Below are 18,832 nucleotides of genomic sequence, written 5' to 3'. Positions count from 1 at the left end.
CTAAAGTAAATTAACAGCTTGTGCCTGGCTTGCAAGCAGTTGTGTGCAGGCACAAACTGTTTTTAATCGCAATGCGGAACTGTAAATGTCCAGGTTTCAGATTCGCCCGTAGGCATCATAAGTCCGCTGTCTTTCATGTTTTCAAACCATAACTTGCTGCGTAACTTTTCTCTCGTTCCTACTTCATTCATAGTAGCACTATCATAAAGGCGACCATTGATCATTACAAATTTAATTTTCTCAGAGTTTCTGATATCGTCAAGTGGGTTGGCATCCATCACAACTAAATCGGCCAGTTTGCCTTTTTCAAGGGAACCAATTTCTTTGTCCATTCCCAGATATGCTGCGCCATTCAATGTTGCATTTCTGATGGCTTGCATGGGAGAGAAGCCACCTTGAACAAACATCCACAGTTCCCAATGCGCCCCTAAGCCCTGAATCTGGCCATGTGCACCTAAATTAACTTTGGTACCACCATCTGCAATTTGTTTCGTTGCCTTGGCAATATCGATGTGGTTATAGTCGCTATATTCGGATGTTGTTCTACGCCTTGCCCTTGCATCTATAATCGATCGTGGCGTGTAGGTCATTAACTTCTCATTCTCCCAAACATTGGTTCTATCGTACCAGTAGTTTTCGCCCCACTGTCCGCCATAAGCCACAATAAGTGTCGGTGTATACGCTACAGCTGTATTGTTCCAAAGCGTGGTTACATCTTTATAAACCGGCAAAACTGGAATACTGTGTTCGATGCCAGTGTGTCCATCTGCTACCATGTTCATGTTATGGAAGAAGGTAGAGCCGCCTTCTGGTACAACCTCCATTTTCAACTGGCGTGCGGCTTCTAAAATTTGCTGACGCTGTTCTCTTCTGGGTTGATTATATGATTTAACAGAAAAGGCTCCTACTGCTTTTAATCTCCTTAGATTCGCCAACGCATCTTCTAAGCTATTAATCACGACTTTAAAATCGCCATCGGCTCCGTATAAAATTGATCCGGTGGAGTACACCCTAGGGCCAATCATTCGTCCGGCTTTGAGCATTTCGCTCTGACTGAAAACCATTTCCGTATTGCTGGATGGATCGTGTGCGGTAGTTACCCCGAAGGCAAGGTTAGCCATGTAACTCCAATCAGTTTGCGGTGAAATACCATCCGGGCTAGTGCGTAGGTGTGCATGTACATCTACGATGCCTGGCATGATCGTTTTTCCGCTTACATCAACCACTTTGGCATTTGCGGGAATGTTAACTGCATCTGCTTTCCCTATTGCTGTAATTTTGTTTCCATCAGTTAAGATGGTGCCATTTTCAATTACTTCATCCCCTTTCATCGAAATAATTTTTGCCCCCTTCAAGGCAATGATGCCGGTAGGCACATCTGTTTTTAGAGAAAGATTAATGTCTATAGCGCTTGCCTGGGTTTTAGGCGTACTTCCATCGAAATTGAAAACGTTATTAACATCAATAGTAAAATATTTGGGACCTAAAGTCCAGTGCAACAACTTGCTATCGCCGCTCCATTGCATATAGGTTCCACCATCTGTGGTTACTTTTGCAACGGGAATAGCTTTGTTGCCTGCAGATGCATCTTGGGCCGTCCCAACATCAATCATCGGCGTGATATAAACATTAAAAAGCTCGTTGAAGGCCAACCATTTATTATCTGGACTTACCGCAAATTGGTTCGAATACTGGGAAGTGAAGTGCGTTCTTTCGTTAGCCCCGTTAATATCGATACTTTTTAAAGCTTTTTTGCCATCGGCATAACTTTGAAAGTAAATTCGTGTGTCTGCTTTATTGAATGATGGTTTTATTCCGTTTTCAGAAACCAGCGTTTTACTACCACCATTGGCCGGCATGATGAAAATTCCGGTTCCACGGCCATAATTGTAACCTAAAACGTCGTTACCGCTACCTTTTCTAAAAACAATTTTATCGCCTTTGTTGGCATATTGAGGAGAATAATAAAATCCTTTTTCGTCACTTAAGGTGATGGTTTTGCCTGATTTAAGTTCTGTTCGTTTGATTGCACCACGGAGCTCATCGCTCCAGGTAGTGTAAATGATAAATTTTCCATCAGGGCTGAAACTGGGTTCGAATTCAAAATCCAATCCGGTGCTTAATCGTTCAACTTTCCCGTTTGGCAACTCTTGCTTGTACAAATACCCGGCTGCGTTAAACACAATCATCTTTCCATCTGGAGATGTGGTAAGCTGCCGCAACATCTTTGCATTAAAATCCGTGCTATAAACATTTTGTTCAAAATGCAAAGCTTGCTGAACAGTTTGAATCGTATTTGCCTGAAATGGAATAATTGAATTGATAAGCGATCCGATTTCAACTTTTCTTATCTTACCTCGGGCATAAAAGATTAGGCTTTTGCTATCTGGTGTCCAGTTGAAGTTGGGATAGACGCCAAATATCGCCCAGGTTTCTTGCTGATCGTGTGAAAGCTCCTCGTTAATTGGCCATTCTTCACCGGTTTTAATATTCTGCACATATAAGGTAGATTTTAGTCGAACGCGTTTTACAAAGGCAATTAAATTTCCGTCTGGCGAAACTTGTGGCCTGCAGGCACCTCCTTGCTCATTAATCAGCGTAGTAAGTTTACCAGTGGTTAAATCCAGTTGGCGGATGGCATAAATGGTACCATTAGGATCTTTACTATATTCGAAATTAGGACCAGGGCTTACATCTTCACTAAAGTATAAATACCTGCCATCTGGCGATACATTTGGTTCGCCAGCATCTTGCTGATCATTTTTGCGTTTGGTTAGCTGTACACCATCTCCACCGTTGATATTGTACATCCACATTTCCCCGGCGCCTAAGGATCTACCAGCCGTATAGTGCTTCCGGGCAACGAGATATTCGCTATTCGGCATCCATGTAGCGTTGTTTAAGAGCCTGAAGGTTTCTTTAGTTACCTGCTTCTTATCGGTGCCATCCCGCTTCATAATCCAGATATTATCGCCCCCACTTTTATCGCTGGTATAAGAAATATACTTTCCATTTGGGCTGAATCGGGGCTGAACATCAAAGGCAATTCCACCACTAATTAGCTTCGCTACGCCTCCAGATATGGGCATGGTATAAATGTCACCTAGTAAGTCGAACACAATTTCTTGCCCATCCGGGCTTACATCCAGGTTCATCCAGGTGCCTTCATCGGTATTTAAAGTAAAATTTTTTGTCGTGCCTTGGTATTTTTCTATATCCCATTTCTTTTCCTGAGCTTGTACAGAAATAAATAAGATAGAAAGAAAACACAGGGTGTAGAGATGTTTCATCAATTTGAGGATTATTAGTGCTGCAATTTAGTAATATCAATAGGTTTTTTATAGTTTTGATACCGCGGATTTATGACAGCAATAGAGATTTTACAAAAATATTGGGGACATCAGTCTTTTAGACCGCTACAACACGAGATCATAAATGCCGTATTAGCGGGCGAAGATAGTTTGGCGCTTTTGCCAACCGGTGGCGGAAAATCCATCTGCTTCCAGGTGCCTGCATTGGTGAAAGAGGGAATCTGCATTGTTATTTCACCGCTTATTGCGTTGATGAAAGATCAGGTTGAAAACCTAAAAGCGAAAGGCATCGAGGCCGTAGCCATCTACGCAGGAATGGGAAAACGGGAAATAGATATCTTGTTAGATAATTGTATTTACGGGAAAATCAAGTTTCTTTATTTATCTCCCGAAAGATTACTATCTGAGTTGGTTCGCGTGCGGATTTCATACATGAACGTTAATCTCATTGCAGTAGATGAGGCACACTGCATTTCGCAATGGGGCTATGACTTTCGCCCGCCATACCTGCAGTTGGCTAAGTTGAGGGAAATACTTCCAGAAGTTCCGATTTTGGCGCTCACAGCCACCGCTACAGATTTTGTAAGGAAAGATATCGTCGAAAAGCTAGCGCTAAAGAATCCGCAGGTCTTTGTCAAAAGTTTTGCGAGGGATAACCTCAGTTACGTGGTGTTATCACATGAAGACAAGTATAAAAAACTGATTGATATCTGCAAGAATGTTAAGGGCACAGGATTGGTTTACGTGCGCAACAGAAGAGAGACAGCTGAGGTTGCAAATTTTATCAATCGGAACCATATCAAAGCCGATTTCTATCACGCGGGTTTAGAACGAGCAGTTAGGTTTCAGAAGCAGGAGGACTGGAAAGACAATAAAATAAGGGTAATGGTGGCCACAAATGCTTTTGGAATGGGTATCGACAAAGCAGATGTTCGGTTTGTGGTTCATTTAGACTTGCCAGAAAGTTTAGAAGCCTATTACCAGGAAGCAGGCCGTGCAGGTAGAGATGAACAACGTAGCTACGCGGTTTTGCTCGCCAATCCATCAGATGTATCAAGCCTCGAAGGTAGGTATATTAATAGCTTTCCAAATGCCGATGAAGTTAGAAAAGTGTACCATTACCTGGGGAATTATTTTCAACTGGCTTTTGGTGCAGGAGAGGGGGTAACCTTCACTTTCGATACAGCTGATTTTTGCAAACGTTTTAACCTGAGCGTTTTAAAAACAATCACTGCCCTTAAATTCCTAGAACACGATGGCTATATCACGCTTTCAGAAAGTGTTTTCCTTCCATCAAGATTAATGTTTCTAGTTGGACACGAAGATATTTACCGGTTTCAGATTGAAAATATTGCTTACGATGGAGTTATTAAAACCATCCTCCGTTCTTATGGTGGTGCTTTTGATGGCTTTGTAAAGATTAGCGAAGCAGACCTGGCCAAGCGTCTGGGCGTTTCTTTTAAAGATGTAGTTGTGTTATTAAATAGGTTACAGCAAGCAGAATTGCTTACTTACATTCAGCAAACCGACCAACCACAGCTGCAATTTACTCGCGAACGACTGGACATGGATCATTTCGATTTAGACGTAAAGTTTTTTGAGCAACGTAAACAGATCTTGCTTAGTCAGGTGGGTGCCGTAGCGAAATACGTAACAAGTTTAACTTGCCGGAGCATTCAACTACTGCAATATTTTAATGAGTACAACGCTCCTAAATGTGGCGTTTGTGATGTTTGTTTAGCTGAGAAAAAAGCTTACTCATCTTCGCAAATGCTCGCAGAAATAGAATTTGAAATTATTTCGTACTTGCAACAACAGCCTTTAGGTTTAGACGACCTCGTTAATCATATCAAAACCGGCAATGAAAACGAACGCATTAAAACCATTCAAGAATTATTAGATGCAAGCAAAATAAAATCTGATGGCAAGAAATACTACATTTGATTTTAGATTTGAAACTTGGCCTTACTCAATACCGTTTATTTATATTCAACGCTAATCCATGATAGAAAAGAACAATAAGAAAACCGTCCGCTCATGGGCTTTTTTCGACTGGGCAAACTCCGCTTATAATCTTGTTATTACATCCACTATCTTTCCTGTTTATTATGTGGCTATTACCACCACCGAAGCCCATGGAGATGAGGTAAGTTTTTTCGGGATCAAAATCATCAATACAGTGTTGTCAAACTATGCACTTGCTTTTGCATATCTCCTTATGGTATTACTGCTCCCGATTTTATCATCTTATGCAGATGCGAGGGGGAAAAAGAAATTCTTTATGCAGCTATTTACCTATGTGGGTTCCATTGCATGTATGAGTTTATTCTTCTTCAAATTGCAGACTTTAGAACTCGGCATCATCTGTTTTGTACTTGCTGCAATGGGTTATGTTGGCGGGGTAATGTTTAACAATGCTTACTTACCCATCATTGCATCAACAGATCATCAAGATCGCGTGAGTGCGAAGGGTTTTGCTTATGGTTACGTTGGCAGTGTTGTGCTTCAGTTAATATGTTTCGCATTTGTGCTTAAACCAGCGCTTTTTGGTATTACTGATAAGGCTTTGCCCGCACAAATATCCTTTCTATTGGTTGGGCTCTGGTGGGTTCTTTTTGCGCAAATCCCATTTAGGGCTTTGCCAGCAGACGTTCCCGCTGCTGCTTCTGTTGGTAAAGGTATCATCAAGAGTAGTTTCGGAGAGCTTGTTAAAGTGTTATCGCAATTAAAGCAAATGCGTTTTCTTAAAACTTATCTTATTGCTTTTTTCTTCTACTCAATGGGCGTACAAACCATTATGCTTGCTGCGGCTGGCTTTGGTGCCAAGGTACTAAAGCTAGAATCAAGTAGCTTAATTACGGTTATCTTAATTATTCAGTTGGTAGCTATTCTGGGCGCCTGGCTAATGTCTCTTCTTGCTAAAAAGATGGGAAACATCAATGTTTTAATTATTGTGGTTTTGATCTGGGTTGCCTGCTGTATTTATGGTTACAGTATTACTACAGAAATGCAATTTTATATTTTAGCCGCAATTGTAGGGCTTATTATGGGCGGTATCCAGTCTTTATCGCGTTCAACTTATTCCAAACACATTCCAGAAAATACCACTGAAACGGCGTCTTTCTTTAGTTTTTACGATGTTACAGAAAAGTTAGCCATCGTTATTGGCTTATTTAGCTTTGCCTATATCGAAAGCTTAACAGGCAATATTCGTTATTCAATAATTGCCCTAGCATCTTTTTTTATTGTAGGACTGGTGTTTTTAGCGCTGTTAAAAAAAATCGAAAACAAACATTAGCTAAAATCGTAAGTTTGTTGCCAGAAGTATTATGAAAGTAGAATTATTTATCCCTTGTTTTGTCGATCAATTATATCCTGAAACAGCATTCAATACCTTACGATTGTTAGAAAAATCTGGTTGCAAAGTAAACTACAATGCAAAACAAACTTGTTGTGGCCAACCTGCTTATAATGCTGGATATTGGGATGAAGCAAAAGAAGTTGGAACAAAATTTTTAAACGATTTTCCTGAAAATACTTACGTAGTGGCACCATCAGCATCCTGTGTAGGAATGGTTAAAGGCGGTTTTAACGATCTGTTTACCAATACTATCGTACATAATAAGTGTCGTACACTGCAGTCGAACATTTGGGAGCTATCTGATTTTTTAGTGAATGTGGCCAAAAAAGACTATTTCGGCGCCGAATTGGAAGGAAAAGCAGTATATCATGATTCTTGCAGCGCCCTCCGGGAATGTAAAATTAAAGATGAGCCACGCCAGTTGCTTTCTAAAGTGCATGGATTGGAAATGCTCGAAATCCAAGACCCCGACATGTGCTGCGGTTTTGGCGGAACCTTTGCCGTTAAATTCGATGCCATCTCATCAGCAATGGCACAGCAGAAGGTTAACAATGCACTGGCCCAAAATGCCGATTACATTATTTCTACCGATTTATCTTGCTTATTGCATTTGCAGGGGTACATAGACAAAAATAACCTTCCAATAAAAACCATGCACATCGCCGATGTGTTATGTAATGGTTGGTTAGAACCTATCGAGTATTAGCGTATTTACAGTTATAATTTGGTTTTAACATTTTTTAACAAGATTAGGCAATGATGTCTGATACCTTTGTTAAACCTTTTTCAAGTTTAGGCATCCAACAAGCAAATCATAAAACAAAATGAAAAAAATTTTTCTGGCGTTATTTAGCGTTTTAGCCATTGCATCTACCGCAGATGCGCAAAAGAAAACCTCTGGTGCCATTCAATTTGAAACCACCGTAGATCCGGCGGCAATGGCTTCTGCTAGCGGTATTCAAATCCCCGATCAGATGAAAGCAAGAATGCCTTCATCTAGTAAAAGCAATTTCGAGCTGTTGTTTAATGCAACCAATGCCAGTTATATGCCCGTAGAGGATGTAGAAGATAGCAATGGAGCAGGCGGCGGCGGTGGCGGCATTGGCAGAATGATGATGCGTTTCGGTGGAGGTGGCGGTAACCGTGAGTATTACTATACTTTTGCCGATCAAAAACTGACTGAGGTTTTCGATCTTAATGATACCACCTATTACATGCCTAGCCAGCTAACTTTGTCTACATCCGGGCCAGTGGGTTCATTTAGAATGGGCGGTAATCAAAACGATACCACAAAAGCAAAACCTGTTGCACCACCAAAAATAGAAGTAGTAAAAACCGATGCTTCCAAAAAAATAATTGGTTTCGATTGTAAAGAGGTAATCGTAAAATCTACCAGGTCTATAAAAATTATGGATATGGATAAAGAAGTAACAGAGGAAACACACATCTGGTACACTACCGATCTTGGTTTCAATTTCTCTCCAAATCCAAAAATGTGGACTGAAGGAACTGTTTTAGCTATCGAAGGTCGTGGAAATAGCACTGTAGCCAAAAGCATAGAATACAGAGGTGTAAGTGCTAAAGATGTTACGGCGCCCAAAAAAGCCAAACTCATCACCGAAGATGAGTATAAAACTAAAATGGAAAACATGATGAAACGTTTTAGACAAAACAGGCCAGCAGGTGGGGGTGGCGCTACCAGGTCAATTGTAATCGGTCAATAACCATCGTTTGGACATATTTTAACGCCTGTTCTAATTTATAGAGCAGGCTTTTTTTTTGAAGCGCAAAGCCAGTTATTCATAGGTTATTTTCTTCCTGCTGTTGTTTCAAATCCTCGCTGCGCTCCGGGTTTTCCACGTCCATCAGGGCTATTACACACCAGACTTTCGCCTATTTAAATGGATAAGCAATAGGGTCCAGATAGCTTTAATGTAATGCATTGGCCACCATCAATGTTTGGCAGAAGAGCGATTTTTCTTTGCACTTCCATACCAATAATTTCCTTATCTTCGCCACAACTAACAATCACTTGGTATGTGATTGAGAATTAATTTATTTTTAAACCGTTCCGAAATTTTAATCAACAAAGGATTAGGAACAAATCATAGTTGTAGATGATTAACATTACTTTACCTGATGGCTCCGTTCGTCAGTACGAAAAGGGCACTTCTGCCCATCAAATTGCATTATCCATTTCCGAAGGTTTAGCCCGCAACGTATTAGCCGCAGAGGTTAACGGCGAAGTTTGGGATGCTACACGCCACATTGAGGCTGATGCATCCGTAAAGTTGCTAACCTGGAATGATGCCGCCGGAAAATCGACATTCTGGCATTCCTCTGCCCACCTAATGGCCGAAGCGTTAGAAGCGCTTTATCCAGGTACTAAATTTGGTATCGGTCCGGCGATAGAAACAGGTTTCTATTACGATGTAGATTTTGGCGAGAAGGAATTTTCTTCAGATGATTTTAAAGCCATTGAAACCAAAATGATCGAGCTGGCTAAGCAAAAAGAAACCTTTACCCGCGAAAGCGTAAGTAAGGCTGATGCCATAAAATATTTCACCGAAAAGGGCGATGAATACAAACTTGATTTAATCGATGGATTAGAAGATGGTAAAATCACTTTTTATACTCAAGGTCAGTTTACAGATTTATGCCGCGGCCCACATATTCCAAACACCGGTTTTGTTAAGGCAGTAAAACTGATGAATGTTGCCGGTGCATATTGGCGTGGCGATGAAACAAAAAAACAACTTACCAGGATATATGGTGTAACCTTTCCGAAGGCAAGCGAGTTAACTGAATATTTAGCCATGATTGAAGAGGCTAAAAAACGCGATCACCGCAAGCTTGGCAAAGAGTTAGAATTATTTGCCTTCTCAGAAAAAGTAGGTATGGGTTTGCCGTTGTGGTTGCCGAAAGGAACGGCCTTGCGTGAGCGATTGGTGAACTTTTTAACTAAGGCGCAAGCTAAAGCTGGTTACGAGCAGGTTGTTACACCTCACATCGGCCATAAAAACTTGTATGTTACCTCCGGGCATTGGGAAAAATACGGTAAAGATTCTTTCCAGCCAATAAAAACACCACAAGAAGGGGAGGAGTTTTTCTTAAAACCGATGAACTGCCCGCATCATTGCGAAATTTATAAAACGAAACCTCGCTCTTATAAAGATTTACCTGTTCGTTTTGCAGAGTTCGGTACCGTTTATCGTTACGAGCAAAGTGGTGAGTTACATGGCTTAACACGTGTTAGAGGATTTACTCAAGATGATGCACACTTGTTTTGTATGCCAGAGCAAGTGAAAGACGAGTTCAAAAAAGTAATCGATTTGGTGCTCTATGTATTTAAATCTTTAGGGTTTGAAAACTATACGGCTCAAATTTCGTTAAGAGACCCAGATAATAAGGCAAAATATATTGGTTCTGATGAAAATTGGCGATTATCTGAAACAGCAATTATCGAAGCCGCTGCAGAGAAAGGGCTAAATACCGTGGTTGAATACGGAGAAGCTGCTTTCTATGGGCCAAAGCTCGATTTTATGGTTAAGGATGCCTTGGGTAGAAAATGGCAACTGGGAACCATTCAGGTAGATTACAATTTACCAGAACGTTTCGAGCTTGAGTATACTGGTAGCGACAACCAAAAACACCGACCGGTAATGATTCACCGGGCACCATTTGGTTCACTAGAGCGGTTTATTGCCGTATTAATAGAGCATTGCGCCGGAAACTTCCCACTTTGGTTAAGTCCGGAACAATTTATTATTCTTCCTATTTCAGAAAAATATGAAGATTATGCAAAAAAAGTTTTAGATGAACTAAATAATTCCGATATTCGCGGGCTGATTGACTTTCGTGATGAGAAAATCGGACGAAAGATCCGTGATGCTGAAGTTAAGAAAATCCCTTACATGCTCATTATCGGTGATAAAGAGATGGCTGAAAACAAAGTTTCAGTACGAAAACATGGTGAGGGAGATTTGGGCGAGATGACGTTGGAAGCATTCAACATAATACTAAGAAAAGAAATAACAGTTTAAATTAAATTAATACACATTTGGCATTAGGAAGACCAGGATTTAATAGGGGACCGCGTCCACCTTTTAAGAAAAAAGAAGCAGAACATAACATTAACCAGTACATTAAATCGCCTGAAGTGCGTTTGGCTGGCGATAATGTTGAACCAGGGATTTATCCTTTGGCCAAAGCTTTGGCACTTGCTGATGAACTGGAATTAGATTTGGTTGAAATCTCGCCAAATGCTGTTCCGCCAGTTTGTAGGATTATTGATTACAGCAAGTTTGTTTACGAACAAAAGAAAAAGCAAAAGGAAATTAAAGCCAATGCTAAACAAACTGTAATTAAGGAAATTCGTTTTGGTCCTAATACCAACGATCACGATTTTCAATTTAAACTAAAACATGCTGTAAGCTTTTTAGAGAACGGTGAGAAAGTTAGGGCTTATGTGCATTTTAAAGGTAGAGCAATTGTTTACAAAGAACAGGGAGAAATTTTATTATTAAAGTTTGCCCAGGCTTTGGAAGATGTAGGAAAAGTAGAATTGTTACCTAAGTTAGAAGGTAAACGTATGTTCTTAACAGTTGCACCTAAAGTAGCGAAAAAATAAAAATAGGTTTATAAATTAAAAAACAGGTTATGCCAAAAATGAAAACCAATTCCAGTGCTAAAAAGCGTTTTTCGCTTACTGGAACAGGTAAAATCAAAAGAAACAAAGCATACAAAAGTCACATCTTAACAAAGATGAGTACTAAACGTAAACGTGCGCTTGGAAATGCAGGAATTGTAACAGATGCAGATTCAGGTAACGTTAAACGTATGCTTTGTATCGGAAAGTAATTTATTAATTCACCAGGTATCAGGCTTTAAAGTTTCCGAGAAAAGGAACGCCGCTTACCAAAAAACAACAACAACATGCCACGTTCGGTAAACGCAGTAGCTTCGAGAAGAAGAAGAAAAAAAGTCCTAAATATGGCCAAAGGCTATTGGGGCGCAAGAAGTAAGGTTTTTACGGTTGCTAAAAACACAGTTGAAAAAGGTTTGCAATATGCATACCGTGACCGTAAAGTTAAAAAGAGAGAATTCCGCGGATTATGGATCCAACGTATTAATGCAGGTGCTCGTCAGCACGGTATTTCTTACTCTCAATTAATCGGTAAACTTGCTTCAAAAGAAATCGGTTTAAACCGTAAAGTATTGGCTGATTTAGCAATGAATCACCCAGAAGCTTTTAAAGCTGTAATTGATGCAGTAAAATAGAAATTTTCGCTTCGGCGACAATGATATTAAAAAAGGGAATCGATTCGGTTCCCTTTTTTTATTGGTTGCATTTTTCCGTAATTCCTGAGAAAAATACTTTAGGCAGTGTTATTTGATAAAGGGAAGTAAATGATAGCATTATTACTAAACTATGCTACAAAAGTAAGTTAGTTTAATGTGTTAGTGAATTTCATCCGCATGCCACTTTGGAAATTTAAGATAATCTTAAAGATTTCTACCAAGGTAACTTTCTCAATCTTTGTTAGGGAGTCTACCTCAATTAAATTGTTTGGCTCTGCATGTTGTTCAATGATCAGGTTTGCCTGGTGCTTTAATCGCAAAGCCATCAAATAATAGTAGGCATGGTTGAGGTCGTTATATTGTTGTTCGTTAAAAACATCGATTTGCTTTAGTCTTTTTAAGCGCTCACCAGTGTTTTCATTTTGAAAAATACGGTTTTGCAATGCGTATACCCGAGCCAGATCTACTATTGGTGTCATTGCTGTCTTAATATCAAAAACTTCTTTTTTTGCTATCTTTTGCGTTCTGATGTTCCTGAAGTAAGTTAGTGGGGGTACATACAGAAGGGCATTTTTTGCTAAATAAACATAGAACTTCTCAATGGGTTTCTGCAACTCATCATCTACGAAAGCCCGTAGCCTTTCCATTAAAGATAGGTCGCCATAAATTGCTCTGCAATCAAAAAATGCCGCAAATTTTACCGCAGTTTCTGGTAACGCTTCCTCTATCCAGTTTTTATAATTGTATTTCCAATGCGATAGGGAATGCGTCCAGTTGGGGTTCGTTGCCATATAGTCACCATCACAATATACAAAGCCCACATAATTAAGTTTATCCGATACCTGTGTCGCAAAATCCAGAAAATAGGATCTTACTTCAGCTCTTCTACTGTCCGTGGTGTCTTCGTATAAGATCGCATTATCCTGGTCAGTCTTTAAGCTCAATTCTTTTCGTCCCTCGCTGCCCAGCACCATAAACACGAATTTGACTGGCGGTGTGCCTAACTTAACAATGGTTTCTTCAATGATTTTAAAAGATATGGTATCAGCAATGGTTGTTACAATTTCGTTGACAATCTTTGCATGGACACCTCTGTCAAGTAATTGGGCAACGATATGCGGAACTTTTTGCCATTTGTTTTTTAAGTCTGATAAACTTGCAGCAGACTTTACCGATTGTATAAACACCAGTGGAGATTCTGCCTGCTCGCTCAACAACCTATTCCTGCTCAAAAAACCCACAAATGCACCATTATCCTCAACTAATAAGTATCTGGATTTTTTTCCAAACATCATCAGTATTGCTTCGTATACAAATGAATGTGGTGAAATGGTTACAATGTTCGGATCCATGATTGTACTCACCGAGACTTGTACGTCAAGTTGTTTCGCTATTACCTGATCACGCAAAATAATGTCGGTTATAAAACCTTTGAAGTTGCCTTCTTCATCTGTAATAAAAATACAGCTTGTTTTATTTTCCGCCATAATTTTAGCCGCCTCAAATATTGGGGTGCTGGCCATGCAGCTCACAATCTTTTTGAAAGTAATATCGCCAATCCTGGAAGTGTAAATGCGGTCTGCTAACTTATTATCCATGGAAAAAATCGTTTCGATAAGCGTTTAAGAAATGACTTCCTTCTATCTGCAAACGTCTCTGTAAAATTATGCTCTTGGGCATAAATGGAATTAACGCTAATCTTCTGAGTTGCTAAAAGGTAAAAAAATATTTTAGCGGTATGTTCGGCATCGGCAAGGGCATCGTGGGTATCATCCATTTCTGCATTAAATAGTATCCGGTAAAATCTTCCAAGTTTAAGAAATTTAATAGTAGGGTTGCGTACAAAGGCTGCACTCGCTTTCATCGTACAAAAAAATTGGGCTTGCTCGAATAGATTTGGCAGTTGTAATCTAAATAAGGAAACATTTACCATATGATAATCCAATTCAATAAAATGACCAATTACTAAAGGCTGGTATGCTAAAAAATCCAGGTTAAATATATTCATCACCTTTTCCAGGGGCTCACCATTGGTTTCCAGGAATTCGGGTGATAGCTTGTGAATCTTCTGTGCAGCTTTATCAATGATAATTCCATCCGCTTTAACGTAATAATTTTCTCGTTTAATTTCCTTAAAATTTCGATCAAATATGATCCACGCAATTTGAAGGATATGTGGCCAATTGGTCTCCGCAGAATAAGGTGCATCCCAATCTTTAGGCAAACCAGAAGTTTCAGTATCTACAAAAAGGTAAAAATCTTGCAATTGTAAAATAAATTATAATTAAACACCTAGCCCTGATACCAAATATAAAGAATTATGGCTTCATAATCCGTTAGCGTAACACTTGCAGGGATGCTAAAAGCAATATACAAGTTACATTTGTATTTTTTTGAATAATTAAAACGTTTTAGTGGTCTAGTCCATAAAGTTTAATGATATATTTTATACCTTAGGATTTTCAAAAACAAGCTCAATTCAATATCTATTATGATTAAAAAATTTCTCTTTTCATGTTGTATGCTTCCTGCCATGTTTGCTTCGGCGCAGCAGAATTTGGTACAGTATGTAAAACCAATTATTGGAACTTCGAAAATGGGACATACTTACCCAGGGGCTACGGTTCCTTTTGGTGCGGTACAACTGAGTCCGGAAACAGACACTTTATCTTATGAAGTTAATGGTAAATATAATGGCGACGTTTACAAATATTGTGCTGGTTATAAGTATGAAGACAAAACCATTGTAGGTTTCAGTCATACTCATTTTTCTGGTACAGGCCATTCAGATCTTGGCGATTTCTTGATTATGCCTACCCAAGGTAAGTTACAACTTAATCCTGGCACGGCTTCTAATCCAAAAGGTGGGTATCGTTCAGCTTACCAGCACGAGAATGAGAAAGCAGAAGCGGGCTACTACAAAGTAAAGTTAGATGACGATAACATTACAGCAGAGTTAACAGCTACCACACGGGTTGGGATGCATCAATATACCTTTCCGAAGTCAGATCAATCGCATATTATTTTAGACTTAATGGCTGGTATTTACAATTATGAAGAGAAAACCGTATGGACTTACGTTAGGGTTGTGAATGATACGCTCCTTACCGGATATCGCCAAACCAATGGATGGGCCAGGACCAGGACTGTCTATTTTGCCATGAGTTTTTCTAAGCCTTTTAAAAGCTACGGACGTAAAAGCTACGATGCAAAGCAAGCGTATAGAGGATTTTGGGGTAAGTTTAATCAGGAGCAAAACTTTCCGGAGATTGCAGGCAAAAAGATTAAAATGTTTTTTGACTTTGATACACAAGAGGGCGAAAAGATAAAAATAAAGTTTGCGCTATCTCCTGTTAGTCAAGAAAATGCACTGCAAAATATGCGTTCAGAAATTTCGGGATGGGATTTCGATCAGGTGAAAAAACAGGCGCAATCATCATGGAATAAAGAATTAAATAAGATTCAAGTCGCTACGTCTAATGATAATAAAATCAATTTTTATACCGCACTTTACCATGCTTTTATTAACCCAACTACTTATACAGATATTAATGGGGAGTACAAAGGGTTAGATCAAGGCGTTCATAAAGCTGATGGTTTCACCAACTACACCACTTTTTCTTTATGGGATACTTATAGGGCTTTGCATCCTTTTTTCAACATTATCCAACCAAGCCGTAGTGATGATATGGTGAAATCTATGCTAGCACATTACGATCAAAGTAGCCTGCATATGTTGCCTATTTGGTCTCATTATGCGAACGATAACTGGTGTATGAGCGGATATCATAGTGTTTCGGTTATTGCCGATGCGATTATTAAAGGCACTTACACGGGCGATCCGAATAAAGCATTGGATGCTTGCGTGGTAACTGCAAAGCACCGTGATTACGAGGGTATTGGTTTGTATATGGATAAAGGCTACATCCCGGCAGAGCGAAGTGGTGTTTCAGTTTCAAATACCTTAGAATACGCTTACGACGATTGGTCAATTGCCCAGCTTGCTAAGAATCTTAATCGAATGGATGTATACAATGAATTTATCAAGCGTTCGCAAAACTGGAGAAATAACTACGACAGTGCTTCTGGTTTTATGCGCCCACGTTTGGCTGATGGTAAATTCAAAAAGGCTTTTGACCCCAAAGACACAGAAGGGCAGGGCTTTATCGAAGGAAATAGCTGGAATTACAGTTTCTTTGTTCCACACGATCCTTCATCTTTAATAGAGGTAATGGGTGGCAAAAAGAAATTCGCTAACCGATTGGATTCATTGTTTAGTATGCACTTGCCTGATGAATTTTTTGCACATACCGAAGATATCACCAGGGAAGGGATTATTGGTGGATACGTGCATGGAAATGAGCCTGCACACCATGTTGCCTACTTATACAACTGGACTGACGAAGTTTATAAAGGACAGGCACAAATCCGGCATATCCTAAATATGCAGTACAAGCCAACCGCAGATGGGTTAGGCGGTAACGACGATTGTGGACAGATGAGTGCCTGGTACATGTTTTCAGCGATGGGTTTCTATCCTGTGGCACCAGGTTCAGACGTTTATCAATTGGGAAGCCCATTGGTAAACAAGGCTACCATTAACCTCGAAAACAATAAAACGTTTACAATAGAAGCAATGAATCAGAGCGATAAAAATGTATACGTACAGAAAGTAATCTTGAATGGTAAGGAAATCAAAGATCATAGCATCAAACATGCTGATATCGCAGAAGGTGGTAAGTTAACCTTTTACATGAGCGCTAAGCCAAAAAAATAAAATACGCTCCACATTGAGATCAAACCGCTGACTAAAATTCAGCGGTTTTTTTATGCTTTGTATTTTTTATAATACTGTAACTACTTGATTTTTATTTGTTTAATAATCTGTTTGATTTTGTTCCCCACATTCTTACGATCTTTTTTTATACTTTGTTTTGTCTTAACCATAACCAAAATGTTGATAACTAAATGATTAATTATTTGCTGAAGCGTTAAAAACAGGCTTAACATTCCTATTTGGAGTATTTTTTATAATTCTGTCGGTTGAAAACTTTTTTTTGTGATGTTAATAACTAATCGCACTCCAGTGCATAAGTTTATGATAATCACTTACTTGTCTAATGCTCACTCTATCAAAAAACAGATGATTAACACGGCTCTTGATTTTATTTCGAAAGAAGTTAATGCCCATCTCAACCACTTGGCTGGTACAACTGTAGATGATTATCTCGTGGTATCAAGTATCGTGTACGATGGGAAACTTGCCATTCCAGATAAGACATTGGGTCTAACTTTAATGAACATTGAAGAAGATCGATTTGCAAAAGATCAGCGGGTTACCGTAAGAAATGTTCAAGGAGATTTGGAGACCCGAAACCCGGATATTTACCTCAATTTATTTGTGCTTGTTTCAGCAAATTTTCACTATGAAGATACCGAAACACCGAGACTCGACTATCTGGAAGGCTTGAAAAGACTTTCCCAGGTGATTGCGTTTTTTCAAAGTAAAAGCGTATTTACGCAGTCAAATTCCCCAAGCTTAGCGGCGATAGATCGTAACATCGAGAAGCTTGCAGTAGAACTGTTCAGTTTCAACTTTGAACAGATGAACCACTTCTGGAGCATTATTGGTCACAGTTATTTGCCTTCAGTATTATATAAAATAAGGATGCTTACCATACAAGAAAATGTTCAGTTGGTTCCAGGTGGCATCATCGAGCGCATCCAACTCAACACAAAAACTAAATTATGACAGCTTACCGCAAATTTTTCTCGTTGAGTGTAAACCATAACTACTACGAAGATAATTTGTGTGAGGATCTATCCTTTATGCCAACAGCTGATAGCATGCGTATAATGCGAAACCAACATTGGCTATACAAGCCAATATCATCAGGGTTCGACCTAATTTGTGAAGTAGATGGCGACCTGAATGCCATAATAGAGATTGCAAAAACGCCGTTAACATTTGGAATTAAACTTAAGTCTGCAGCTAAGTTTTTGGGCATAACAAATTTACATAAATCGCCTTCAAAACAATTCGGTAGCAATAAGAAGATATACTTTACAAATACAGGTTTGGATCAGCGCCTCGAATACACCATTCTTGATGATGTTATTTCTAATGGCATTTACCTAGCGTTTATTGAAGAAGGCCATGAAAAGGTAAGTTTAAAAGTGAGTTCGGCAGCGAGCAGTAACCATATCGTTGAATACGATTCGGATGGAATGCCCATTTCAGGGCCATACGAAATAGCGAAAAACAATCAGAATCTATTTACCCGTTCACTTAACTTTTCAAAGCTGCCAGATGGCTTATATCAAATTTCAATTAAGAAATCAGCAGGAACAGGGGCAGACCTTCAGACCTACCAGGTTTATAAAAGCGCCGATTTGAGCAGTGCATCTATTTTTGGTGTTCTCGATCTTCGAATACCACCTGCAGATGATGTAATCACTGAAAATAAATTCCTGATGCAATTTATCAGGAAAGAGACCATTTGGAAATATTACATTGTAAATCGAACAGGAATAGACCTTGAGGATTTCAAATTACTTTTAAAGGATAATAGTAAGGATGGCACCCCAGAGGGAAATTCTGCCTATGCTAAGTACACATTTTCTGGCACAACTGTTCAGTCTTCAGATACCGAACCAATTAATAAAGTGGATGCAAACGAAAAAATCTTGTTTACGAGTAGCGCTAAAATTCCTTTTTTCAGTCGTGTAAAAACTGGATTGCAATTAACTAAAAAAGATCCCACCAACGAGGTAATTCTCATCAGTGATTTGCCTAACCCTAGGCCAGAAACGCAAGTTGGAGAGGAAAGTAAAATATACATATACGTTTAAAAAAAAA

Annotated in this window: 14 protein-coding genes; 11 read left to right on the top strand and 3 right to left on the bottom strand. The window is 39.3% G+C overall.

What is annotated here, in order from left to right:
* Nucleotides 1-62: 62 nt before the first annotated feature.
* On the bottom strand, nt 63-3,290 hold the full coding sequence (locus OQ268_RS08415; RefSeq protein ID WP_265855679.1) for an amidohydrolase family protein: 3,228 nt from the start codon (nt 3,288-3,290) through the stop codon (nt 63-65).
* 72 nt (nt 3,291-3,362) lie between these two features.
* Between OQ268_RS08415 and OQ268_RS08410 the strand changes: the two genes are divergently transcribed.
* The 8 genes from OQ268_RS08410 to rplT all read left to right on the top strand — a co-directional run bounded on the left by OQ268_RS08410 (nt 3,363) and on the right by rplT (nt 11,952).
* Nucleotides 3,363-5,255: a RecQ family ATP-dependent DNA helicase gene (locus OQ268_RS08410; protein WP_265855677.1), complete on the top strand. Its 1,893-nt coding sequence runs from the start codon at nt 3,363-3,365 to the stop codon at nt 5,253-5,255.
* Between the two features lie 58 nt (nt 5,256-5,313).
* Nucleotides 5,314-6,609: an MFS transporter gene (locus OQ268_RS08405; RefSeq protein WP_265855676.1), complete on the top strand. Its 1,296-nt coding sequence runs from the start codon at nt 5,314-5,316 to the stop codon at nt 6,607-6,609.
* A gap of 31 nt (nt 6,610-6,640) precedes the next feature.
* On the top strand, nt 6,641-7,378 hold the full coding sequence (locus OQ268_RS08400) for a (Fe-S)-binding protein (protein WP_265855675.1): 738 nt from the start codon (nt 6,641-6,643) through the stop codon (nt 7,376-7,378).
* Nucleotides 7,379-7,496: 118 nt separating this feature from the next.
* On the top strand, nt 7,497-8,396 hold the full coding sequence (locus tag OQ268_RS08395) for a hypothetical protein (RefSeq protein WP_265855674.1): 900 nt from the start codon (nt 7,497-7,499) through the stop codon (nt 8,394-8,396).
* A gap of 393 nt (nt 8,397-8,789) precedes the next feature.
* Nucleotides 8,790-10,715 (top strand): threonine--tRNA ligase, encoded by a 1,926-nt coding sequence (thrS, locus tag OQ268_RS08390; RefSeq protein WP_265855673.1) that lies wholly within the window; start codon nt 8,790-8,792, stop codon nt 10,713-10,715.
* A gap of 17 nt (nt 10,716-10,732) precedes the next feature.
* Nucleotides 10,733-11,302 carry a translation initiation factor IF-3 gene (gene infC, locus OQ268_RS08385; RefSeq protein ID WP_051691975.1) on the top strand — a complete coding sequence of 190 codons (570 nt, stop codon included), beginning with the start codon at nt 10,733-10,735 and terminating at the stop codon, nt 11,300-11,302.
* Nucleotides 11,303-11,331: 29 nt separating this feature from the next.
* On the top strand, nt 11,332-11,532 hold the full coding sequence (rpmI, locus tag OQ268_RS08380; protein ID WP_010600880.1) for a 50S ribosomal protein L35: 201 nt from the start codon (nt 11,332-11,334) through the stop codon (nt 11,530-11,532).
* 75 nt (nt 11,533-11,607) lie between these two features.
* Complete coding sequence (rplT, locus tag OQ268_RS08375) at nt 11,608-11,952, top strand: 50S ribosomal protein L20 (RefSeq protein WP_029285460.1); 345 nt, start codon at nt 11,608-11,610, stop codon at nt 11,950-11,952.
* Between the two features lie 167 nt (nt 11,953-12,119).
* Here rplT and OQ268_RS08370 read toward each other — a convergent pair whose 3' ends face one another.
* Together OQ268_RS08370 and OQ268_RS08365 are read right to left on the bottom strand one after the other, a co-directional pair.
* Nucleotides 12,120-13,571: a DUF294 nucleotidyltransferase-like domain-containing protein gene (locus tag OQ268_RS08370; protein ID WP_265855672.1), complete on the bottom strand. Its 1,452-nt coding sequence runs from the start codon at nt 13,569-13,571 to the stop codon at nt 12,120-12,122.
* Nucleotides 13,556-14,239 (bottom strand): 3'-5' exonuclease, encoded by a 684-nt coding sequence (locus OQ268_RS08365; RefSeq protein ID WP_265855670.1) that lies wholly within the window; start codon nt 14,237-14,239, stop codon nt 13,556-13,558. The genes OQ268_RS08370 and OQ268_RS08365 overlap by 16 nt, the downstream gene beginning before the upstream one ends.
* A gap of 225 nt (nt 14,240-14,464) precedes the next feature.
* Between OQ268_RS08365 and OQ268_RS08360 the strand changes: the two genes are divergently transcribed.
* The 3 genes from OQ268_RS08360 (at nt 14,465) to OQ268_RS08350 (ending at nt 18,825) form a co-directional block, all read left to right on the top strand.
* Nucleotides 14,465-16,750: a GH92 family glycosyl hydrolase gene (locus OQ268_RS08360; RefSeq protein WP_265855669.1), complete on the top strand. Its 2,286-nt coding sequence runs from the start codon at nt 14,465-14,467 to the stop codon at nt 16,748-16,750.
* 366 nt (nt 16,751-17,116) lie between these two features.
* Complete coding sequence (locus tag OQ268_RS08355; RefSeq protein WP_265855668.1) at nt 17,117-17,725, top strand: DUF4255 domain-containing protein; 609 nt, start codon at nt 17,117-17,119, stop codon at nt 17,723-17,725.
* Nucleotides 17,722-18,825 (top strand): hypothetical protein, encoded by a 1,104-nt coding sequence (locus tag OQ268_RS08350; protein WP_265855667.1) that lies wholly within the window; start codon nt 17,722-17,724, stop codon nt 18,823-18,825. The genes OQ268_RS08355 and OQ268_RS08350 overlap by 4 nt, the downstream gene beginning before the upstream one ends.
* Nucleotides 18,826-18,832 lie beyond the last annotated feature (7 nt).

Source organism: Pedobacter sandarakinus (assembly GCF_026240095.1).
GTDB classification, from domain to species: domain Bacteria; phylum Bacteroidota; class Bacteroidia; order Sphingobacteriales; family Sphingobacteriaceae; genus Pedobacter; species Pedobacter sandarakinus.
The sequence above is the reverse complement of the archived record's forward strand: the minus strand, read 5'-3'. Positions and strand labels throughout refer to the sequence as shown.